The sequence below is a fragment of the Ferdinandcohnia salidurans genome, assembly GCF_042680725.1.
GTDB classification, from domain to species: domain Bacteria; phylum Bacillota; class Bacilli; order Bacillales; family Bacillaceae_L; genus Ferdinandcohnia; species Ferdinandcohnia salidurans.
Genome location: NZ_JBHUEK010000034.1, coordinates 57,358 through 82,530 on the forward strand (window position 1 = coordinate 57,358; position 25,173 = coordinate 82,530).

At 37.4% G+C, this 25,173-nt stretch carries 13 protein-coding genes; 5 read left to right on the forward strand and 8 right to left on the reverse strand.

Features of this window, described 5'->3' with window-relative positions:
• Positions 1–139: 139 nt before the first annotated feature.
• Positions 140–1,495: a helix-turn-helix domain-containing protein gene (locus tag ACFSFW_RS22655; protein ID WP_388041652.1), complete on the forward strand. Its 1,356-nt coding sequence runs from the start codon at positions 140–142 to the stop codon at positions 1,493–1,495.
• 78 nt (positions 1,496–1,573) lie between these two features.
• Here ACFSFW_RS22655 and ACFSFW_RS22660 read toward each other — a convergent pair whose 3' ends face one another.
• From ACFSFW_RS22660 to ACFSFW_RS22680, 5 genes are all read right to left on the reverse strand, one after another.
• A complete protein-coding gene (locus ACFSFW_RS22660) occupies positions 1,574–2,473 on the reverse strand; it encodes a Gfo/Idh/MocA family protein (RefSeq protein ID WP_388041655.1) in 900 nt (299 codons plus the stop codon).
• A gap of 30 nt (positions 2,474–2,503) precedes the next feature.
• The gene (locus tag ACFSFW_RS22665) at positions 2,504–3,310 is read right to left on the reverse strand and encodes a carbohydrate ABC transporter permease (protein ID WP_388041658.1); all 807 of its coding nucleotides are present in this window, start codon (positions 3,308–3,310) and stop codon (positions 2,504–2,506) included.
• A gap of 31 nt (positions 3,311–3,341) precedes the next feature.
• Complete coding sequence (locus ACFSFW_RS22670; protein WP_304214298.1) at positions 3,342–4,208, reverse strand: carbohydrate ABC transporter permease; 867 nt, start codon at positions 4,206–4,208, stop codon at positions 3,342–3,344.
• A 208-nt stretch (positions 4,209–4,416) separates the two neighbouring features.
• Entirely contained in the window at positions 4,417–5,679 is a 1,263-nt protein-coding gene (locus ACFSFW_RS22675) for a sugar ABC transporter substrate-binding protein (protein ID WP_304214299.1), read from the reverse strand.
• Between the two features lie 268 nt (positions 5,680–5,947).
• A complete protein-coding gene (locus tag ACFSFW_RS22680; protein ID WP_388041662.1) occupies positions 5,948–7,033 on the reverse strand; it encodes a GNAT family N-acetyltransferase in 1,086 nt (361 codons plus the stop codon).
• A gap of 227 nt (positions 7,034–7,260) precedes the next feature.
• Here ACFSFW_RS22680 and ACFSFW_RS22685 point away from each other — a divergent pair, with 227 nt between their 5' ends.
• Together ACFSFW_RS22685 and ACFSFW_RS22690 are read left to right on the forward strand one after the other, a co-directional pair.
• On the forward strand, positions 7,261–7,884 hold the full coding sequence (locus tag ACFSFW_RS22685; protein WP_388041665.1) for a YesL family protein: 624 nt from the start codon (positions 7,261–7,263) through the stop codon (positions 7,882–7,884).
• Positions 7,885–8,067: 183 nt separating this feature from the next.
• Complete coding sequence (locus tag ACFSFW_RS22690) at positions 8,068–9,663, forward strand: FAD-dependent oxidoreductase (protein WP_388041667.1); 1,596 nt, start codon at positions 8,068–8,070, stop codon at positions 9,661–9,663.
• A 46-nt stretch (positions 9,664–9,709) separates the two neighbouring features.
• Here ACFSFW_RS22690 and ACFSFW_RS22695 read toward each other — a convergent pair whose 3' ends face one another.
• Positions 9,710–14,071: a cohesin domain-containing protein gene (locus ACFSFW_RS22695; protein WP_388041670.1), complete on the reverse strand. Its 4,362-nt coding sequence runs from the start codon at positions 14,069–14,071 to the stop codon at positions 9,710–9,712.
• A 432-nt stretch (positions 14,072–14,503) separates the two neighbouring features.
• Between ACFSFW_RS22695 and ACFSFW_RS22700 the strand changes: the two genes are divergently transcribed.
• The gene (locus ACFSFW_RS22700) at positions 14,504–16,459 is read left to right on the forward strand and encodes a WD40 repeat domain-containing protein (RefSeq protein WP_388041673.1); all 1,956 of its coding nucleotides are present in this window, start codon (positions 14,504–14,506) and stop codon (positions 16,457–16,459) included.
• Positions 16,460–16,574: 115 nt separating this feature from the next.
• Positions 16,575–19,622: an FIMAH domain-containing protein gene (locus tag ACFSFW_RS22705; RefSeq protein WP_388041676.1), complete on the forward strand. Its 3,048-nt coding sequence runs from the start codon at positions 16,575–16,577 to the stop codon at positions 19,620–19,622.
• 678 nt (positions 19,623–20,300) lie between these two features.
• On the opposite strand, the gene ACFSFW_RS22710 is transcribed toward ACFSFW_RS22705, so the two are convergent.
• Together ACFSFW_RS22710 and ACFSFW_RS22715 are read right to left on the reverse strand one after the other, a co-directional pair.
• The gene (locus tag ACFSFW_RS22710) at positions 20,301–23,669 is read right to left on the reverse strand and encodes a carbohydrate binding domain-containing protein (RefSeq protein ID WP_388041679.1); all 3,369 of its coding nucleotides are present in this window, start codon (positions 23,667–23,669) and stop codon (positions 20,301–20,303) included.
• Between the two features lie 320 nt (positions 23,670–23,989).
• Positions 23,990–25,162 (reverse strand): mandelate racemase/muconate lactonizing enzyme family protein, encoded by a 1,173-nt coding sequence (locus ACFSFW_RS22715; RefSeq protein WP_388041683.1) that lies wholly within the window; start codon positions 25,160–25,162, stop codon positions 23,990–23,992.
• Positions 25,163–25,173 lie beyond the last annotated feature (11 nt).

Genomic DNA, 25,173 nt, shown 5'->3' on the forward strand with positions numbered 1-25,173 from the left:
TTTATTAAAAGACAAGTCACTTAAAGGTCTTTTAATAAACACTCATTATTGATTGACATTTCGAAAAATTCCTCTTAATCTAGTAATAAGATTATTAAGAGACATTTCTTTAATATGTCTTTTAACTGGAGATGAAATGATGAAAACAAACCAATTATCAGACCATGGTACTGAAATTATTATTGGCATTGTTAGTCCTGAAGCACTGGAAAAAGAAATAATGAAAGCGCTTGAAGCATTCCCTAATTTTCAGCCAATATTTCTACATTCAACCCCCTCTTCTATTGAACCGGAGGTTATGACAACTTTGATCAATAAAGTGGAAGTTCTTTTATTTACCGAATTTCCAACTTATTTAAAAGCCAAGCAGCTTAACAATTTTTCGATACCAGCGCATTACGTTCCCATAATGGGAACTGGGCTTTATCGGTCTTTATTCCTGATTAATAATCAATACGATACTAAACATTTCTCGATTGATACGGTTGAAGAAAAATATATTCGCCGAATCCTATATGAATTAGACGAAACGAACTATGTATGTACATCCTATCCCAATTCTAGTCAACCTGATTGTTCCGGGGAAATTGTTCAGTTTCATCAAGACAACTATCAGAAATATGGCTCCATTGCCATTACTGGGGTTCAGGAAATCGCACAAAAGCTTTCGGAATTATCTATTCCGTATGAATGGGTAACACCCACTTATCAGGACTTAATTGTTTCCCTCGAACGTGCATTACTTGCAACGGAAGCTCGTAAACATAAAGAATCTCAAATCGTTTTTGGGATCATTGATATTGACAAGTTTGATAAAGCTACAGAAAAATACCCATCAGAACATGAAGTACAATTATTTAAGTTAAAATTCCAACAAATCATGTTAAATTACACAAAGCTCCTTGATGGACATTTGATTAATTCAGGTGGGGAGGAATTTTCGTTTATCACCACACGTGGTATTTTCGAAAGAGAAACACGCGGGTATAAATTCATCCCCTTACTCAATTCGATTAAAACAGAGCTAGGTGTATCCATCAGCATTGGTGTTGGCTTTGGTCTCACGGCCGCTGAAGCTGGTAACCACGCAAGACTAGCACTCCGACAATCAAAAGAATTAGGTGGAAATGTTTGTTACATCGTTCGTGAAGACCAAAGTGTAATTGGTCCTGTTGATATGATCACCGATACTCAATATGAAAAATATGACCTATCCATTACAGATGCAGAACTGCTGCAAAAGGCAGAAAAAGCAGGAATGTCTGCTGCCTATATGACAAAGCTTATGGCAAGGGTAGCACGTCATAAAAAATTTGATTATACAGCTCAAGAGTTAGCTGACACATTGAACATTACAACAAGAAGTGCCCATCGCATTCTTTTAAAATGGATGGATGCTAACTTGGTAGATATAGTAGGCGAAGAAAAAATCACCTACAAAGGAAGACCAAGACGGATTTATAGGCTTAGCTTTATCATTGATGAAAACGAATAAAGAACAATGCCTAAAATAAAATGGCGGGTAAAATGGTTTACCCGCTGTTTTATTTTGCGATAGTAATCGAATCTTTCACTATACATACACCCGTTTTCCTGTATCTTTACTTTCATTGGCTGCTTCAATAAAGCGAATGATTTCTAGCGTTTCATGTAGGGGAACGCTGGATTGGCCATTTTTAAAAAAGAGAACAATTTCTTCTAATAAACTAAGATAAAAGGGTTTCGAGGAAGCAGAAATCGATACATAATGAGTGCCTTTTTCAAAATGTATGATCGCACCGAATTCACCATTTCCTCTCCTACTCCCTCTTGCTGTACCTATTCGCCCATCCTCCCATTGTGAAACAATCAAATCAGAATCCACAGTAGATACAGAAGTAACATGCTGCGCCCCACAGCCTAAAATGGCATAAAGCATCTCAATCGTATGGATCCCGTACCAAAAATACCCCGGTTGAGTTTCGACCATATCCATGGGTCCGAAACAATCGGCTCCAATGATTTTTCCTTTATCTTGGATTGCAAGGGCCATTCTTACCTCTTCTGCAAATCGTAATGCAGATGAACTCATGATTGGAGTACCATATTGTTCAGTAAGCTTCACCATTTCTATAGCCTCAGAAGAAGATAGACACAATGGTTTGTCAACAAATAGTGGCTTTTGATAGCCTACAAGTTTCTTCACCTGTTCTAGATGAACTCGACCATCAACAGACTCTAATAGGATTGCATCACATGTCTCTGCTACTTCCTCAATCGTTGTAACCAATTGAACACCACACTGTTCCACTTCCTTTGTTATCCCCTCTATACGAGAATAACTCAACACAAAATCAGACGATCCGACCGGACAGGCTACAGTCACCTTAGCAGCCTCTATATAAAAGGGGTTGGCCGGATCATTTAGTAACTTTGTAAAAACAGATGCATGTGAGGTATCTAGCCCGATCATTCCTATTTTTATATCCTTCATATCGAACCTCTCCTATAAACCTAAAGCAGATTATTTAAGTCCTGATAGCTGAATACCTTCTGTAAAATACTTCTGGAAGAACAAGAAGATTAGAAACGTCGGGATAAATGAGATAGTCGACCCTGCCATCTCAATTCCAAAGTTCCCTTCCTTATTTAACGTAGAAGCTAAACCAACCGTGATTGGATACATTTTTTCATTTGTCATATAAATAAGTGGTTGGAATAAATCGTTCCAGTTACTTACAAATGCGAACGTTCCAACAGTAGCAATGGATGGAAATGCTAATGGCATATATATTTTTCGAAACACATGAAAATCGTTTGCTCCGTCCATCCTTGCTGCTTCATCTAATTCCATAGGAATGCCCTGCATAAATTGACGTACTAAAAATACACCCATAATTGCCCAAAGCTCAGGAACTATCAATGCTTGATATTCATTAATCCACCCAAACTTTGAAAACATGATAAATTTTGGAATGATTAGCAATTGCGATGGAATCATGATGACAGCCATGAATGTCCAGAATATAAATTCCCTTCCAAAGAATTGCTTTCTTGCAAATATATAGCCTAATAACCCTGCAAAAAACATTTGCGAAAATACAGGGATAACAGTTACAACAACAGAGTTCATAATCCATCGTAAGAAGTTATCATTCCGAAAGAGGTACGTAAAGTTATTGATCGACGGATCACTAGGAATCCAAAACAATGGGTCCATTGCTGCGAATGTCGTTTCTTTAAATGAACTTAACACCATGATCAAAAATGGAAGGAGAAAGCAAAACCCCAAGAAGATCGTGACAATATATTTTATTATTTTAGTAAACAAGTTCGTTCATCTCCCTTACAACTCTCAACTATTAATAGATCCCTTGATCTTTACCAAAATATTTTCTCTGGATAAGCGATATGATTAAGATTATCGCGAATAATACGTAAGATAAAACGGCTGCGTAGCTAAAGTTCAAATTCGTGAATCCTATTTGATAAAGATAAAAAACAATGGTACTTGTCGAGAAATTTGGTCCTCCGTTTGTTAATAGGAATGCAGAATCAAAGATTTGGAAAGAACCAATTGTCGTAATGATTAACACATAGAAATGAATCGGTTTTAATAATGGGAAAGTAATTAACCAAAAGGATTTTAAAGGTGAAGCACCATCGATTTTTGCGGCTTCATACATATCTTTTGGAATGGATTGTAGCCCTGCAAAATAATAAATCATTGTACTTCCAGATACTTTGAAAATACTCAAACCAGCCAATACAATTAGGGCTTGTGAAGAATCAGATAAAAATAATTGGGCATCAACACCTATAAAGCTTAGAAGGTAGTTGATAAATCCTGCTTCCGTTCCTGAAAACAACCATTCCCATATCCCCGCCACAACAACGAATGATGTTACAACAGGTAGGAAAAATATCCCTTTAAAAATTTTCGTAAAACGAATTCCTGATTTTATGACAAGCGCTAAAATCAAACCTAGTGCCATTGTAGGGACTATATAATAGAAGGAAAATAAAACAGTGTTCCAAATTGATTTTAAAGCAATCGGATCATCAAATAATTGCTTCCAGTTTCGTAATCCAACAAACTCAGAAGTACCAATAATTCGATAATTAAGAAACGTTAATACGAAGCTATAAACAAATGGAATGACCTGAAATATCAAAAAATGAATTAAGACTGGAGCCAGTACAATATATACAATTCCATTTTTTCGCATTTCATCTTTTATCCTGTTTTTTAAAGGAGGCTTGACCTTTTTTAGAGTTTCTAGAGGTACCTTGTTATGAGTTTCTATGACCTTTTCCAAGCTATCACCTTATTTCTTTATTAATTAACAAAAGTTTTTGTAAACAAAGGACCTTTTAATAAATAGAGAGTCTTATTCACCTAGGAATAAAACTCTCTTTTCGTAAGAAGCTATTTGTTTACGGCTTAGCTAATTCAGCTTCAATTGCTTCAGCTGCTGCATCTGCTGCTTCTTGAGGAGTTTTTTCTCCTGCCATCATTGTTTGTATTTCAGCTTGAATAAATGGCATGATTGCACGCCCTTTTGGATGAATAACACCAGGTAATGCAAATTGTGTATATGTTGCAAGTTGACTCATATATTGGTTAGAATCAAAGATATCTTTTGCCTCTTCTTGTGTTGGGATATACTGAGTAACGGTATTGAAAATACGTTGGTTTTCAGCATTCGTAACAGATTTTACAAACTCTGCTGCTGCATCAGGATTATCACTGTTTGAAGGCACAACGAACATTCCTGTCGTACCATATGTTAATTGCTTTTCACCTGTTAAAGGTGGAGCAATAGCGAAATCGAATTTACCTTCTTTTTCCATCATCGTAATACTTATTCCAGATCCAAGTTGTGCCATTATTTTTCCGGCGAACCATAATTCATCTTGTGTGGTTGCTGTAATAGAATCTTCTGGAATATATCCTTTTTGATACAAATTATTAACCATCTCGAATGCTTTCACACTCTCAGGGCTATTGATTAACACTTCATTCTCATCTGTTACAACATCTCCACCAGCTTGCCAAACCCAAGGATAGATTGTTCCGTTCATGGAACCTCCTCCTAAATAGTTTAATCCATAGAAACCTTTTTCTTTTGCTTTTGCTGCCCATGCTTCAAATTCTTCCCATGTTTTTGGAAGGTTTGCTGGATCTTCACCAATTGCTTTAACGACATCTAGATTATAAATGAATGTATAAGCTTCTTGCAGGATTGGTAATCCATACTTCTTGTCTTTCCAAGTAGTAGATACTAATGCAGTATCAACAAACCCTTCAAGATCAGATTCTTCTAAGTATGGGTCTAATTCTAGAAGCATTCCCACATCTGCATATTGTGGCATTTGGTCAGGAATGGCATAGAATACATCCGGCCCATTGTTTGCTGCTAAAGCCGTTAGTACTTTTTGGTCTCGGTTTGCCCATGGGATTGTTTCTATATTTACCTCTACATCTGGAAACTCTTTGTTGTAATTAGCAGTGATTTCTTTCCACATTTCCTCTTCTTTTGTAGCATCACCTGTATATGGATGTACCCATACTGTGATTTCACCATCAACTTTTCCATCTTCTTTTTTAGGCTCTGTACTTGAGTCATTACTACAAGCTGAGAAAAGTAAGCTACCTGAAAGCAAAAGTGCCATGAACGAAAAACGTTTCTTTTTCATCTACGAATTACCCCCTATTAGTTCAAAAATAAAATTTGTAAGACTAAAAACCTACCATTATATCTTTTAGCGATCCCCCCTTTACCTAAACTATTTGTCTGAAAACACACATAATTGAAAGCCTATACATTAGATGTTAAAAAAATTCTGCAATTTCAAATACTTTTACTAACCTTATTCTAGTTCGTTTGTAATATTGTGACAAGTCTATAAACTGTCTTTAATAAAAAATTGGAATTAATTTAGTACCCTTACAATTAAATAGCGATCACACATAATTCAAACCTTGTGGAAATGGAAATGGAATCGGAAATAGTTCCTGTATTGATGAATCTAAATCTTTGTTTCCTTTTAAGATCAACTCTTCCAGGTCCCGATTACTGATCGTAATAGATTCCTTCGCATAAGTGAGGCTTTTATTGTTATCATCTACATTTGAAATCTGAAGCTTATTTTTAAAATATGGGGCAAGCTGCTGCAAGAGTAACTCAAGATTCATAATCCTGATTGTTCCTGGAAATGGTTGTTCTACTTTTTCCAGTAATGGGTCATCAAGCTTTTGTATCAACTCTTTTTCATAAGTAGGTATATTAAATATTAAGGAATTAATCCCGTATGTAAATGCTTCTTTAAGCAAACTCACTATGGCTATGGGGTCCCCTCCCCACTCGATAATTCTAGATTCCACATTTTCTTGTTCCTGGTAAGGTACTCCGAAAATTAAAAATGCTTTTACTTCCTTGTTCTCTTCAGCGACAAGAACCTTGTGCTTCATTTTGAATATACTAGCGAAGCCCGCTGAATCATTTAGTTGAGCCATTTCAAATATACTTTGTTCATATCGTATGGTTCGACGATGACTTAGTTTTCTCATTTGAAACCAGTCTGTTGGCTGAAGCTCACGAACATGATAAGCCTTCTCCGGTTTTAAGTCATTTTGATGAAGCTTATATTGATTCAGCTTGCCATAAAATGTACAACCTTGTTTGATGTAGAGTGGTAAATCTCCTGAAATAAAGAGAATGGAAGCACCTGATTTGTTGACATGATCAAAAATCATTTGTAAAAGTGTATTGGCTAATCCTCTTTTCCTATATTCTGGCTCGGTGCAAACCGCACCAATTGAATAAGCTTGAACTTCGGCTCCTTCTATATGAAGTACAGATGGGACCAATCCGATAAAAGAAACTAATGTCCCATCTATAAAGGCACCATAGGATTGATGAAAGGCATGTGAGAAAACTTGTGGAAACGCAACCCCCATAGATACGTGACCTTCTTTACGAAACACCTTATCCGCCAACTCAATTGCCTGTTGAAAATCGCCTTCTTCTAGTAAACGGTATTCAACCATTTCATTCACCTCATTTTTTTACATTCACTTTCGACTAACATTTTATAGGAGACAACCTCTTATCCTTCTGCAAAAAATGTAATCGCTAACAGTTTGAATCATGTTATAATACAACTAATCTTTCTGACTTACTTTCTATTTTATTTGAAATTTATTAGGTGACAAGTCTATTAAGTGTCTTTAATTAAATCCATGTACATATTTTTATCATAATGAGGTGGCATATATTGGGTGGCTGGGAAAAATTTAATAATTATGCGATATGGATGGTAAAAGTGGCTTATGTAAATTTACTGTGGATTGGCTTTACGATTGTTGGATTAGGCGTATTTGGTTTATTCCCTGCGACAGGTGCCATGTTTGCAATTGTTCAAAAATGGCTGCAAAACGAACCAGTTGATCGTATCTTTCATTCATTTTGGAAAACCTTTAGAAGAGAATTTATCTCACTTAACAAGTTTGGCCTATTCTTTATCGTGATTGGCTATGTATTAGTGTATGACTTTATGTTTGTATATAAGAATGTGGACAAGCTACAGTTGCTGTTTCCAATCCTTTTGTTTTTAGCAATTTGTTATTTACTAACGTTACTCTATTTCTTTCCTATATACACACAATTTAAAATGAAATTCTTTCAATATATTAAACAATCATTCCTAATTGGAGCTAGTTCTGTGGTAGAAACTATTCTCATTTTCACAGCATGTATGCTACTTGGAATTATAATAAACTTAATTCCTGGAATAATCCCATTGTTTACTGGAAGTGTACTAGCCGTTGCGATTACTTGGTGTAGCAACAGAGCCCTAATTAAAATTAAAAGCAAGAAAAAGAGTTTTATTCATCACTAAAATTATCAGTATGTTTAAGAGGGTCTATCAATGGACACTCTTTTTTTCGTGGGCAAATATGCAGATACATTTTATATCTAGATTTAAAGTCCGTTAAAAGTCTTGATTATTCCTACTATTCTTTTACACTTTAAGTAAGTTTGAAGAAATAGTAGGAATTTTCCATCTAAGGAGGATAACAAAATGGATTTCAATCAGTTATATTATTATGTACCTACCCCGAAAGTTAGTGAACCAAAGACAATCACGAGAGATTTAATTATCTATGGTGCAACCCCCGCTGGAATTACAGCGGCCATTCAGGCTAAACGAATGGGACTTTCTGTTGTCATTGCTGAATTTGGTAGACATGTTGGCGGAATTACAGCAAGTGGTTTAGGAGCCTCTGATATTGGTGCAAAAGAGGCAATTGGTGGTTTATCGAGAGAATTTTTTCAGGAATTAGGAAGTTATTACAATAAAAACGAACAGTGGACCTTTGAACCGAAGGCAGCTAAATATGTATTTGAGAAATGGCTCAAGGAAAACGATATTGAAGTTGTTTATAATCAGCATGTAATCGATGTTAAAAAAGAGAATAACAGGATAACAGAGTTAATTATGGAAGATGGAACTTCATATATAGGCAACTTTTTCATTGATACTAGCTATGAGGGTGACGTAATGGCCAAAGCAGGTGTTACTTACTTTGTAGGTAGAGAATCGAATGCCACTTACAAAGAGAGATATAATGGAATCCAATTTGGACATCCCCACCATCAGTTTGAAAAGTGGATTGATCCGTATGTAGTTGAAGGTGACCCATCAAGTGGAGTATTGCCTGGTATTACCGAAACCACTCATGAAACTCTAGGCTATCAAGGTCAGGGTGACACGCGAATTCAAGCCTATAATTTTCGAATATGCTTAACCAAAAACCTTGATAATCATGTGCCATTTCCAAAGCCTCCCTCCTATGACCGAGAGCGCTACGCGTTATTAGTTCGTTATATCAATGCGGGTGTCTGGGATGCAATGAATCTACATACCTTGTTACCTAATGGAAAAACGGACTTAAATAACTACGGCGGGTTCTCTACGGATAACATTGGAATGAATTATGGATGGCCTGAAGGAGATTTCGAAACACGTGAAAGAATCTTTCAAGATCACTTTACATACAATCTCGGCATGCTCTATTTCTTAGCCAATGATGAACAAGTTCCAAAAGCGATTCGGGACGAGGTCTCCCAATGGGGATTAGCTCGAGATGAGTTTGAAGAAACTGGGCATTGGCCTCATCAGTTATATATTCGTGAAGCAAGAAGAATGATAGCGGATTATGTGATGACAGACCACAATTGTTTGGGAGATCGTAAGGTAGAAGACTCAATTGGACTAGCTTCCTATCAAATGGATTCTCATCATGTTAGAAGATTAGTTATTGATGGACGTGTTTACAATGAAGGTGATGTTGAAGTGCCGATATCACCTTATCCAATCTCCTATCGTTCAATTCGCCCAAAAGCAGAAGAGTGCACAAACTTACTCGTTCCTGTTTGTTTATCAAGTTCACATATTGCCTATGGTTCCATACGGATGGAGCCAGTGTTCATGATTTTAGGACAATCAGCAGGAGCTGCAGCCGCTTTAGCTCATAAAAATAATACAACTGTACAAGGCATCTCTTATGAACAATTAAAGAATGAATTACTCTCATACGGACAAGTACTACAATGGGATGATTCAATTGAAGATGACCCTGTGTTACGAATGAAAGAAACGTTTGGGAAGAAATAAAGAGAAGGACTACATTTTAATGGGAAATGTAGTCCTTTTTTTCATGTTACGGTAAAACTCTCACCGTAATTGTTTGGCTCTCTCCAATATTTAAGAAATCTTTGCTATTTAAGGAAGAAACCTTAGATTTTTCCAGAATAGAAATACTAGTTGTTTCTATATTTTTGTTTGCTTTGAATCGAAGTACAGCAATTTTGCCATCTTCTTCGAGTGACTTTCCTGTAGGCAATGTAGCAGAAATCTTTACCTTTCCAGATTCCCTTGCCACTTTAAATGTTGTACCCTTTTCACTAAATGCACCAGTTCCTTTTGCCTGAATGAACTTTATGTCTTTAGCATTATAATTAAGTTGAGCTATCACTTTATCAAGTTGATTTACCTGATTGGCGTAGAGCTCTATCTCGAATATGTCACCTTGATCAATATTTAACGGAGCATTAAGATGTAATTGTCCTGGATGTGTTTTATCAGTAATGCTTACCTTATACATCAATGTTCTATTAGAACGTGGTGAATAATATAGATGTCCATCTTCACCTATCGTGAATGCTTCAGAATCCTCAAAGTAATGAAAATCAAGGGTGATTGGATCAATTGCTACTAATCGGCGACCAAGCTGCATGTAAAGAATATCTTGATGCCATTCGACATTATAAGCGCCCCATTGACCCCAAGAACCATCAGATGGAAATAGATTTTTATACTTTATTAAAGCAAGTGATTCAGGATCCAGTGCAAACACAATTCCATTTACAGCTCCCCATAATAACCCATCAGGACCAATAGAAAGTCCACCAATTGCAGGAGGACTATAAAGTCCAGGAATATCTAAAGAAATTTCTTTGAGTTTCTTTTCATTTTTGATATCCCATACGAAGATTTTAGCTTCAGTTGCCGTTGTTTCAGAACTTAATCCCCCATTAATACTAGTAGAACCATAAATTTTTCCGTCTTTATGTGCTAAAGAAATGATACTTTGATTTTCAACGATATTACGGTGCACTTTATAGGATTCATTTGGATTTTCACCAGCAGGGTCATAGACCATTAATGCCCCACCGAGTTCTCCATAGTCAGGAATCGATCCCAAATAGATTTTTCCTTCGACATCAATTCCGCTGATAGGACGGTCTTGTGCTTCTCCAATATTAAATAGTTTCTTAGGATTATCACCGCTTGCTGGGATATATTCCTCAAAAGCGCCTCCCGGATAAACTCCGAAGTAGACTTTGTCTTGAAACGGAATGACAGCTCCAGCTTGCCCCATTGGGAAAAGCTTCAATTCTTTCGTAAACACATCATATTCAGCTGCCTTTGAGGCCTGCATACCTGTAATATAAACCTTTCCGTTTGTTCCCTTCTTAAATACGTGAGTGATTGAAGGAGATGGTGGCAAGAAATTAGAAATGGTTTTAATTTTTCCAGTAGCTGGATTAAAAAAGATATAGCTCCCAGCAAAATTCATTGTAACCAAACTTACACCCGGAAGTTCAGGGTCCGGTGATTCTACCCAATCTACCCCTCTAAATCCTGTTCCAAAATCTACAATTTCAACTAACTCAAATGTATTCACATCAAAGGAAGCAATTTTCCCGTTAACCGGCATATAAATTTTTCCATCAAGAGATGTTTTCGGCAGATGGAGACCAGAACTACTGTTTTCAATTTTAACATCTTCCCATTTTTCCGTCTCTAAATTATATACATACCTTGTTTGTGAAGTTTCAAAACGTGCAATTAACAGTCTGTCATCAACAATATCTAAATCATATACATATCCTACTTCATTCAAAGGAGAAGCAATTTCAACCTTCTCGCCTGTTTTCACATCGAGTTTATAAATCTCTCCAAGGGATGTTCCGCCATACACATATCCATTGCTATAATCAATCGAACGGACATATTCTTGGCTTATATGACCCATTAATCGACCATAATCATGTGCTGTTTGAGTAGGTGGATCATACTTAATAATTTTCCCTAGTGGACCTGTAGCAATATATACATTGCCCTCTTCATCATGCTCAAGTGCCCAAAAAACATTCTCAGTACTGTGTGTGTAGACCTTTTTAATATCCTTTGTGACAGGAGAATACACCCACAACTGTCCACCTGCAGCCACATATACGTCCCCGTTCGGTACAACCGTATGGCTCCAAACATCTCCTGCACCTTCCATAGGTAAGCTACGGATAAGTTTGTGCTCATCAATATTGATTACATGGAATACAGGTGGAATTCCTTTAACGGTTGTATACATGACATTAACACCGTCTTCTACACCAGTTCTTCCATCAAACAAACCAATTGTATCAGCAATCGGCGGTTGGAGATTTTCTGGCTGACTAAAAGACAAGTTTCCAAGTTTTTCATGTATTTCGCCAATTGTAATCAATGACGTTTGATCCCGTTCTAGCTGAAATTCATTATTCATAACTGTCTCTTTACTTAAGACTGTCCAAGCTTGCCCGGACTCAGTACCCGCTTTGAATTGTAACTGAACAATGCTTGAGTCCGATTTCACAGGTTGCTCCAGATTTGTAGAAGCCTCAACGCTCAATCTTCCGTTAGATTCCTCGACATTTACTGATGCAGATTCTGTTGCAAAATCCCCAAGTGGTTCATAGCTTAAAAATTGTAGATTTTCGCGGTCATAGTAGACATACCCTTCAATATGATGAAGCTCTTTTACTTTTGAAGCATCTAGCGTTACTGTAAAAGTCTCACCTTCAGCAATTTGTGTAGGAGCTGATATCGAGAGATTTGCTGGTGATTGATCTGCCTCATGTAGTATCGTAACATCATCATAATAAGCTTCAGCAATTTGATACGATGTGGAATATAAAACCATTCGTGCATAAGCTGCTTCAGCCGGAGCAACTACCTCTCTGGTATAAATATCGCTCCATTCGTCTACCGGAACGTCTTTTCCAGATGCATAATGCATTTCAGTTGCACCTACATCAATGCGAACATCATCTTCACTATAGAAACGAATATCAATACTTGCTGTACCACCATCTTTGAGATACAACTTGCTGGAACCTGTGTACGTATCTCCAGGAGTAACAGAAACATAATCACTAATTAAAGCTACTGACCCGTTTCTTACCTGGTCATATATCTTCAGACTATAATCACCTGAAGCACTTATTTCGTTATTCAATTCATAATAAAAATCAGATCCAACATTAAATAATGATTCCCAGTATTGAATGTTCCCATTGTACAAAGGCTTTTCAAAACTTGGATTTCGCACATCTTTTCCGATTGGTTCTAATACTATTTCTCCTTCAATTGCTACATCATCAAAATATGCCTGTGCAATCGCATAGCTTGTTGTATAAACGACTACTTTTGCATATTTCGCATTACTTGGTGCAGGAGCAGATGGTGTAGAGACCTTTGTCCATTGCTCGATTGGAAAGCCTTTTGAGGTTTCACTATGTGTTACATACTCGGTAGTTTGAATCTTACTATTCTTTTCATCATAAAACTCTATACGAATACTAGCTGTACTATCTGCTTTCATGAACAACATAGCGGTACCGGTATATAAATCCCCTGGTTTAACTTCAACTGAGTCACTTAATAAACCAACTGATTTATCTCTAAACTCATCTGAAAGATAAAGGCTGTATTCTCCGGTCGCACTTTGTTCATTCGTTACAGCATAATTGTGTCCATCTCCAGATTTGAACATAGATGTCCAGCCCGTGATTGTGCCGTCGACTACAGGATCTTCAAAACTACCATTCTTTAATGGGTCTGGGGTATGTGGTTCATCACCGTCTCCTTGATTCGGTGTATGTACCACCTTTATGTCATCATAATAAGCTTGAGCGATTGCATAACTTGTAGTAAAAACTACAACTCTAGCAAATTTTGCTCCTCCAGGTGCAACGGCAGTAGGCGTTACAACATTGGACCACTCCTCTGCGGGAAATCCCTTAGATGTTTCACTATGTGTTACATACTCTTCTGTTTTAATTTGATTATTATTTTCATCATAAAATTGAATCCGGAAGCTTGCCGTACTATCAGCCTTTAAATACAACATAGTTGTTCCTGTATACGAATCACCAGGTTTAACTGCAATCGGATCACTTAGCAGGCCTACTGATTGTCCCCTAATCGTATCTGATAGATGTAGACTATTTTCTCCTACTGCACTTTGTTCTTTTGATACTTCAAACGTAAATCCATCTCCTGTCTGAAATAATGATGTCCAGCCAGTGATTTTGCCATCGACTATAGGCTCTTCAAAACTACCATTCTTTACTGATATCGTACTTGATGTAGAAGCTGCACTTACTGTTTCTAAAAATAGTGGTGTTCCTTGAAATAAACTTCCAAGCGTTAACAAAACACAAAGCATTAACAATGTTACCTTCCTTTTCCTCGCCAAAAACATAACCCCTCTCCCTTTTAAATTAGAAACGGTAATATCTATAAATCTACTTCATTGTATTGATTTCGCAAAAGTGAGACAAGTCTGAAAATAGTCTTTAAGTGTGAATATACTTAAACCCGTCTTTCGTATGATAACCCGATTCTACAACCCTCCTACTATAGACCTAAAATCTTTATCGTCATATTAAAGACTAAACTCTTTCATTATTCTTTTACTGTAGTCAGAAAATTTTTAATAGTGTATCACACTCTTTGCACAAAGGGAGTGATGGAGTGAAAGAATGGAGGTGTATTTCGGAATTTATTTTGTGCGGTTTAATTATGGGTGAGCGGAACAACAGTGGATTTATTTCAAATACGTGCCTCCCTCTCCTATCAAAACATGAAAGGATGAAAAGCGCTGAAAACAAAATCAATCATGTATTCTTTGATCACAGTTTTAGTCTTCTCGTTATTTTCCAGTGTAATTGGTGATAATCAAACATTCGCTGAAGAGGGAAATATTCGTGAGATTGGAACTGTTCTTAATTCAGTTTCTGTTCCCGCATCTGATTATGGAAAAGGTCCAAATGGTGAAGATTGGGTATACGCGGTCGCTAACGGCTCCCCTGCTGTATTTAATGTTCTAGATGCAAAAACTGGAGAGCGTGTTGCATGTTTTCCACTTGATGGAACTAGTGGTGCATGGGGTGTCACAGTTGACCCTATGGGAAATGTCTATATTGGAACGAACTCTAGTGCTTCTTTGTTTAAATATGTTCCAGGTGCAGACCATGTAGAAAACCTAGGTAATCCAATCCCAGGTGAATCATTTATTTGGCGTATTAAGTCAGATAAGGATGGTCGCATTTATGGAGGTACCTTTCCGAGCGGAAAAGTATTTCAATATGATCCTGAAACTAAGAAATTTCGTGATTATGGACATGTAAAGGAAGGACAGCAATATGCCAGAGGTCTTGATATTTATAAAGACAAACTTTATGTAGGACTTGGAACTCAAGGAGCAAATCTTATCGAAGTAGATATACATACAGGTGAAAAAGTAGAAATTCCACTACCTGAAAAGTATGCGGAAAGAACCTATGTATATGATATTGATGTAATTGGTAATAAAATGTTTGCTAGGGCAACTGGTTCTAGTAATACAATACTCGTTTTAGATTTAAAAACAATGAAAATCGTTGATGAAATTGAAGGTGCCAATGGACTTGATGTTTCTGAACCGGGTCCAGGGAATTTGGTTTATTTTATCAAAAACGAACAACTATACTCTTATGATTTAAACTCTTTGAAACTAACACCTACCGGATTCGACAATCTATTTTCTGCAAGAGATTTCGGTTGGGCGAAATTTGAAACCAGTGAATTCCCTGGAAAGACATTAGTGTCAATTGCTTGGGATGGAAAGATTCGTCACTATAATCCAATCACCGGGAATCATCGTATAATACAAGGACAATTGAGTGGTCAACCTGTTAGTATCCAATCCCTAACGCAAGGACCAAACGGCAATATTTTTATTGGTGGCTATTTATCTGGTGGGATTGCCCAATATGATTATAAAACCGGTCAAGTTACTGAAAATAAAGGACTTGGTCAAATCGAAGGAATGATTGCCCATCAAAATCGTTTATATATGGGAATTTATCCTGGTGGGTTGTTATATTCCTATGATCCTGCTGAAAACTATGAAATGGGTATAAATCCAGTTGAACATTTCGGTTTAAAATCGGAAGGTCAGGATCGGCCCTTTGCTTTAGCATCTGCTGGTGATTTATTAGCCATCGGAACGGTTCCGGATTATGGACTACTTGGGGGTGCTCTAACGATATTTAATCCAGCAACAAATGATTATACTCTTCACCGGAATATCGTAGAAAATCAAAGTGTCATTTCATTGGCTTATCAGGATGGACTTCTCTATGGCGGCACTTCTGTTTGGGGTGGTCTAGGGATTGCTCCAACTGAGGAAGAAGCGAAATTGTTTGTCTATAATGTGCAAACAGGTGAAAAACAATTTGAAACCATTCCCGTTCCTGGTGAGAAAGCCATTTCCGCTCTAACCTTTGATAATGGCGGAAACCTATGGGGGCTTACATCAGGCATCTTATTTAAATACGACACGACAAGTAATCAGGTCGTTGAAACGAAGGAATTGTATCAAGTGGATTGGAATTCTATTGGCCATTTATGGCGAGAAGGTTTTCTACAATTTGCTGACGATGGCTATTTATATGGTCAAGCTCGCGGAGATATCTTTAGAATCAATCCTAATACATTGGATCATGAAGTCTTAGCAGAAGATACAAAACTTTTTGCAATGGATCCAGATGGAAATATTTATTTTGCTCGAGGAACTAAGCTATATCAATACGAAAGATAGATTAGTAGGCATAGCATTTATACTGCTATCTTTCCTATTACGATTGATTTGAAAAACTGACAGGCAATTTCGTTTTGCCTGTCAGTAATAATTACGAATTCAGGAGGAACATGCTTTGAAAGAAAAATTGAAACTATTTTCTATTATACTACTTGCTACAATACTCGTTTTCTCTACTCTTCCCTATTTTCAGCAACCGAATGTATCGGCTGCAGATGATCAATGGAAAGAATTAAACGTCGAGAATGGTGATTTTGAGGCAAAAACATCATCCGATACTGAACTGCCATCTTGGGTGTATTGGACCGGTGGCTTTAAGACTGGAATGAGTATTTCAGATGAAGTTGTAAAAACCGGAAGTCAAAGTCTTGCTGTCAATAATAACGGGGTTGTTGGCTTGTTCAGTCAAGGTATTGATATAAAAGCAGGTAATCAATATAAATTAAATGCTCAGGTATATGTCGAAGAATTAACTGGGAAACCAGGAATTTGGCTTCGCTGGATAGATGAAAATGGCACAATTATCGAAAACTCTGCAAAGTATTTCGATATACAAGAACTTAATAAGTGGCAAACTGTGGAGATTGAGGCAACTGCTCCTGCAGGTGCTAAAGAAGTAAAAATATTTATCTATCAATCATCCACATCTAATATGAAAGGATACTATGATGATGTTAAATTATTTGAGAAAGAATCAGATATTCTAGACTTCCCAATTGAATACGGTAAGCCTATTAATCATGGGCCAGCTGCCTTGGCTGCCAAATCTCAAGGGGTAGCAATTGGAGATGGTGAACTCTACTATGCAACAAATGGTTCACCAGCAACATTTTATGCCGCTGATGCTGAAACAGGTGAAAAAATATTTTCTGAAGCCTTGCCTGGAAGTGATGTTGTGTGGGCAATGGTTGTAGGCCAGGATGGAAATGTCTATTTTGCAGGTACCTATAATGGCATTTTATACAGATATGTCGTGAAGGAAAAACGTTTAGAACAGCTTGGGAAAAATCCATCAGATAATTGGGTTTGGCAACTAGAGGCTTCACAGGATGGAAAAATCTACGGAGCAACCTATCCAAATGCAAAAGTGTTTGAATACGATATTGAATCTGCTCAATTTAAAGATTTGGGAACCTTTTACGAGGGTCAGCAATATGCACGCGGTCTTGGCATTACGGAAGAAAGTTTATATGTCGGAACGGGTACAACAGCTTATTTAATGAAAATGGACCTTGCATCCGGTGAAAGAACGGAAATACAATTACCAATCACCGGTGTATCGACATCTATATCAAATATTTGGGAATATGGAAATAACATTTTTGTTGCCTATGGAACTTCATTGGTGACGATTGACAAGGCAACGGGTGAAGAAAAGAATACAATGGATTGGCAAGATGAGCATACCTTTGACGGACTTATCTCATCCCCTTCCCCATATGATGAAAATATTCTTTATTACATTAATAAAAATACACAGCAGTTATGGACCTATGATATGACAACACATGAAACAGCAAAAGTAGAACCGACGGTACAACTTCCTGCTACTCCTGCCAAAGCGATGCGTTGGATCAAGGATAACAGTGGTAAAGATGTATTAGCTATTTTACATCATCAAATCGAATATTCCATCTATGACCCTTCTACAAATACTGTAAAAGTCAGTTACCCTGAAGTCGACATGCAAGGTCTTTTAATGCAAAGTCTAGAAATTGGTGAAGATCAAAAAATCTATATGGGTGGTTATCAAGGTTCTTTTGGTGTCTTTGATACATCAATTGATCAATACATCCTACAAGAACGTGATCCTCACCAAATTGAAGGAATAGGATTTTTAAACGGCGACGTCTATTTAGGAACATATGGTGGCGCTAAAATATATAAATATGATCCAAACCAACCATTTACCTTCTCGAGTGGTAAAGCCGGTGAAAATCCTGAGTTGGTACAAGACATCGACGATGATCAAAGCAGACCTTTCACTTTTACATCAGGAGATAACAAACTCTTTGTTGGAACCATTTCTGATTATGGTAGATTAGGTGGTGCCCTTACCATCTATGATGCTAAAACGAATAAATGGAATACAATCCGAAATATCATTAAAAATCAAAGTATCATTGGGTTAGCCTATCATGATGGAAAAGTTTTTGGAGGTTCTACGATTTCTGGTGGTCTAGGTATTGACCCAACTGAACCAAAAGCGAAAATGTTTGAATATGATGTGACAACGGGTAATCATGAAGCATTCGACCTTCATGTAAATGGTTTAAAAAAGCCAGAAATGATTGGTGAATTGTCAGCTGGTCCCGATGGTAACATCTGGGGTGTAGCATGGGGATTGGATGAGGCTGGTTCCTTTAACACTGTGATTTTTGCCATGAATCCTGATAATCGAGAAATCGTAAAAAGTACTCAACTATACAAAGGAGTTAATCGTGGAAGTCAATGGCGAGCTTTCTTCATTCGTTGGGATAACCTAGGATATTTATACACAACAGCTGGTCGTACATTAACGGTTATTGATCCAGAGACAATGAAGAGCAAGCAATTGGTTACAGGTAATGTCAATTTAATGGATGTAGATAAGGAAGGAAATATTTACTATTCAGCAGATCATAACTTATATCAGCTTCCTGTTCCCCTTGAAAGTGGATCATTAACAGTCGATAGTGAGACACTGTTACAAGGTTCCGAACAAGAAATTGATTTAACTGTTACACTTGCTAACGGAAATAAAATCGATTTAGCAGGAGCTCAGATAGATTGGATTAATTCAAATACAGATGCAGTTAGCCTTGAAGATGGAAAAATTCGTGGGAAAAACGCCGGAACTACAGAGATATACGCGACTGTTTCATACAACGGCGAACAAGTCAACACGAATACAGTCGTCGTTACAGTCGAAGTTACAACCGAAACGTTAACAGAGCAAATCAATGAGCTTGAAAAAGCAGAAAGCATTCCACATTCAGTGGCTCAACAATTAACTAATCGATTAGCACAAGCAAAACAGCACTACGATAAAGGTAAGAAAGAACAAGCAGTAAAGCATCTTGAAGATTTCCGTAAGCACCTTAACAATAGCAGTATCGATCGCGCGCTCAAAATCACATTACTCAATAATGTTACGGCTATTGAAGAAGCATTTAGAAAATAATCAATGAAATAAAAAGGTCCTCTGCCAACTAAATTGCACCCTTAATCGCACGACGACAATCGATATTGTCAAGTTTGCGATTAAGGGTGCATTACTTTACTATTTTGTGTCCATTTATAAAAATACGTTGTTATAGTAACGAATACAGTGATGCTTTCTACTCGATTAAAAGGATGCTAGTTCTTATGCTAACTACAATGTTTCTCCACAAAAACGAAAGAACATCTGTATTAGCTTTATTGAAATCATTTCTTCCTTTTCTTGGATTCTGCGCATGGTTCTATACTCTTATTTTATATAAAAGCATACGCATTTCTTTTTTACGTATGCTTTTATTGTTTTATTACATAAAAACAATACACAAATGGATAATTTTTGAATTTTTTAGCCTTTTTAGTATCACTTCTACCTTTTTTTGGTACTTGCGAATGGTTCAATACTCTAAGTCTATAAAAAAGCATACGCATTTCTTTTTTGCGTATGCTTTTTTCGTCTTCTCACCTAAAAACAATACACAAATGGATAATTATTACATTTTTAGTTCTTTTAGTATCACTTCTACCTTTACTGTATTTTCTAGCAATATATAGAAAAACTAAAAACAAAAAGCTTGAGAGGGTTGGAACATTCCCTCAAGCTTTTTTGTTAGAACACTATATTCATAACTTAGAACGATCCTTAATTACCAGGATTGTTTGATTTTCCTGGTTTGTTAGGTTTACCAGGTTTATCTGGCTTGCCTGGTTTTTCAGGTTTATCAGGCTTATCAGGCTTACCTGGTTTGTCAGGTTTTCCTGGTTTACCCGGTTCTTCTGGTTCATCTGTCCATACGATTGTATACGTTAAGGATGATTTCCCATCTGTTGCAGTTACTCTTATTTCAGTCTTATCTGTAGAATGGACGATGTCTACAGTGCTGCCTGCTTGAGTAGCCTCGGCCACTATATTTTCAGTTTGCTTAGCATACAACGTATAGTTTGTAGCACCTGGTTGAAAACCTTCAAGTGTTTCCCCATCTATTGTAATGGATTTTAACGTTGCATCTGTTTCAGGTACTGCAATTTTATGAAGCTCACTACCTACTGCATAATAGATGCTTCCATCATTTCCTAGAGTCATGCTGTTTACGAAATCTTCGGCAAGAACTTTATAATTTAATGTTTCAGGGTCAATCGCAATTAGTTTACGAGATAAAGTTGTATAAAGCATGCCATCTGGACCCCACACAAGTTGGTAAGGGAACCATTTGCTACTATTATATAAACTTGGTCGAATCACTCTGCTGTCAACAACTTCATAGGTTTCTGGATCCATTTTAAAAATAGTTCCTTCAACAGCACCCCATAAGTAACCATCTGGCCCGATTGATAAATCACCAATCATACGAGGAGTAACATCAATTCCAGGAATCTTCGGTGTGAATTCTGCAATCTTCTCACCTTTCTCAACATCCCATACGAAAATTTTAGCTTCTGTTGCTTTCGGATCGATTCCTAAACCACCCCATACAGAAGTACCACCAAATAATTTTCCATCATGATAAGCTAAGCTAATTATACTTTGGTCCTGAACAACATTTCGTTGTTGGAACCATTCACCAGTTTTCTCATCATAGATGGCTAGAGCTCCACCTAACACGCCATAATCAGGAATGGTTCCAACAAATAGTTTGTTATCCCCTGATGTAATCGCAAATGGACGATCTTGTTCATCTTGAATATCATATTCAAGTTGTGGATTGCTATTTAAGTCTACAGGTTGAGTTGGATCGTAACTGTACATAATTGCACCGACATATGTGCCGAAAAACACTTTATCATTCAAGAATCCAATCCCCTCTGGTTGAGCAAAGGAAGAAATATTGACTTCGATTTCATTTGTAAACGGATTATATACACTCATACCACGCTGATAGCCGCCCATATATAGTTTTCCATCTGGGCCAGTTTCAAGTGACTGAATCGCTACTGCTGTTGCAGCTAGATCTAAAATGACGAAATTCAGTTCATTTGTTTCGGGATTATATAACATGTATTCTCCGTATTGTGTGACCATTGCTAATACCGTATCACCGTTATTTAATGTAATCCAAGCCATGTCCTTTACTCGAGGAGTATCCGGAAGAATTGGAAGACCTTCAATTAGCGTTTCTACGTTTGTATTAAGGTCATATCTGAATAATTGTGTTCCATTTTTATAATAAATCATGTTCGGTTGCGTTGGATCTGGTTCGGAAATCATATTGCTAAATGAGAACGAACCTTCAACTTCCATAGTCTCTGGATTAACGACAATCATGTTAACTGTTGAAACGGCTATAAGTAGCTTCCCATTTACAACCCAAACATCTTGGATGAATCCATTCTCACCCGAGTGCCCTTCTAGAATAATCTCCTCTTTTTCACCTGTATGTCTATTAATCTTATACAAATGTTTTATTGTTCCAGTACCAACGTAAATATAATCCCCATCTACAGCAAGTCCTCGGGCATAATCTTGGTCTGAAACACTACCAAAATCTTTGAATTTACCAGTGTCTATGTCATACTCGAAAACACCAGAACCAGGATAAGTGGCACCATAAATTTTACCATCATCTGTTGCTTCTAAATCCCATACCCATGCGGCAGAAGGATTGGCCCCAAGGTCTTGAACTTCCTTTAATTCTGGGACATATCGGTATAACTTTCCGTCAGAAGTGCTTGCGAAGTATACATTTTTATCAGAACCAATGGTAATTGCCCAAACTGCCTCGGTATTCTGAATCACTTTGGAAAACTTAAGCTCCCCTGTCTCAGCATCTAAAACTGAAAATGTACCTGGAGCACCATTGGAATGATAATATACTTCATTTTCACCTAGGCTATTTTCCTGAATCGCTCCTGCTTGTCCTAATTGGACATGAACCATCTCTCCTAGATTAATAGGAGCCGTATATTCACGATCAAATTTGCCATCATCCGTCACTTTTTCAAAGGTAACATCGTCAAAATAGACTTCTGTAAAGCTAATTCCTCCCGAATAGAAAGCTAATCTTGCATACGCTGCATTATCTGGAACTACACTAAATACTTTTAAGTCCGTCCATTCATTTTTCGCTAGGTTCCCATTTAGTTCTCGATGTTCTGTAATTCTATTATTGTCCGCATCAAAATAACGAATTTCCGTTACCACGTTATGTGTCTGACTTACAACATTTGAATAAACCGTTAATAAATAAGAAGCACCAGCCTCAACTGCAATTTTATCGCTTAAGACACTTACACCTGCTTGGTCAGTAGTATCATGTAAGTGCAGGCTTTGAGCCCCAGTACGAGCTCGATCTGTACTTACATTGATTCCTGGACCCCCAAATTCGGATGTCCATCCAGGAATGCTTCCCTCTACGACCGCGTCTTCAAAGCTAGGATTCAATACTTCCGTCTTGATATCGTCAACTGGAGGTTCTTCAGTAGAAGTACCTTCGATCGTAACATCATCAAAATATGCCTCTGTGATTGATGGATGCCCCGAGTTGAAACGAAGTTCGACTTGTGTTGCTCCCTCTGGCACCTCAAAAGGAACTTGAATTTCAGTCCACTTATCTGTACCTAACTCAGCAGCACTAAAATTTTTAAAAGTAGCAGTGCCAACTTTTTGTCCTTCACCGTTATAAAAATGAATCTCATACCCGATACTATGGGATTGTCTAACTACATTCACATATGCTTTCGCTACATAGGAGACACCTGTGCTAACAGGTATTTTTTCGCTTGTTACCTGTAAATTCCCACCTGGATTATTGCTATTTTCATCTTTAAAGTGCAAGCTTCTGTTTCCAGTATGAGCTTTTTCATCACTAAAACTAATACTTGTCGATGGATTATTGGTTACAAGACTCCACCGTGGATTATCAACATCTTCAAAACTACCATTTGGCACCTCGACTTGTATCGTTTCAGCAGAAACGGGTAGCGTACTAGAAGTAGTAAATGGAGCGATTACACCAAATAATAGAGTAAAACAAAATGCGAGTATGATTGATTTCTTCAAGTTTCTAACTCTCAAACAACAAACCTCCCTTTAATTATGTAAAAGTAAAACGTTATTGAACCTCCTTTCTATACTAAAGGAAGCGATTACAAATCTTTTGAAAGCTAGTAAAAACTTCCTTATTTTGATTCTACTTAACTATTTAACTCATACATATAGGTCTTTCTTCCGATACTCTGTCGTAAATAGGACTTTAAATCAAATTGGACCCTAATTAGAGGTAACGCCAAAACTTCATAAAAAAGAGGCTGCATAAATGCAACCTCTTACTACCAATATGGATGTCTGGGACAAGGGACCTGTCCCTCTGACCCACCTGATTTCTGACCTACTGCCTATTTGGTTTGGGCGGTGCGGTCTTGGAGTTGGTGGACGGAGACGTTGCCCCAGCTTAGGTCTTTGACGCGGTAGGTTTCGATTAGGTTTTCGTCTAGTTCAATTCCTAGGCCTGGTACATTACGGTCTGGGACATGGAGATAGCCGTTTTGATATTGGATGCGATTTTTTACGACGTCTCCGATATAGAGTTCCGGTCCTGTTGGGTCAGACGTATAATTCAGATTGACTAGATTTGCTCCTAAATGAGCCATGGATGCAGTACCGATTGATAGTTCTTGTGTGGTTCCTAGGATGACGCTTTTTCGAGCTACTTCGGCAACTGCCGCTGCCCTTTTTGCTGCCGTTAACCCACCAATAAAGATTGGCGATATATTAAAGATATCTACTGAATCGTGCTTGATCATTTCGTACTGATGTTTCGTGGACCAAACATGTTCGCTGATTGGGTAATCGGTTCTCATCCGAATATGATGCAAGCCCTCGTAGTCATTGGCAAAAGCAGGGCTTTCAATCATCTCAAGACCTAAATCATATTTGGTTAATCGTTTGACTGCTTGCAATGTTGATTTCCAATCAAGCAAGTGACTAAAATCAAGTGACTTGATTTTTACTTCGTTACCAAATTCGCTTTTAACAGCTGCTAAAAAGGCTTCATCGGCGTCAATATTTTTACCAACATATAAGCGGAAGGTATCAAATCCTTGGTGTAAACGTTGACGTATGACCTCGACGTTCTCTTCCACTTCTTCCATAAATCTCATCCGGAAAATCGGGTAGCATACTTTAATTTTTTCTCTGATTCTACCACCAAGCATATCAGCAACCGAAATACCTAGATACTTCGCACATAGGTCATAGAGGGCAACATCGACTCCATTACGGATGAAACTCCCCTTTTCATAGTAGTACATTGCTTCTGGGAAATTACCAGAAAGCTCTTGGTTGAGCTTCATAATATCAAATGGATTTTCACCGATTAGAAAAGACTTTAAGACATTTGTTAAATCCTCAACATCCGGTGCGTAGCGTGGGAGATGCGAAAAGTCGGACATCTCACCAATCCCTACGATTCCTTCATCAGAATAAATCTTAACAATAATATGTTTATTCACAAAACCGGTATGACGTGGAATACCAACAACTGTTAATGTAATATCTGTTATTTTCATTTTACCATCAT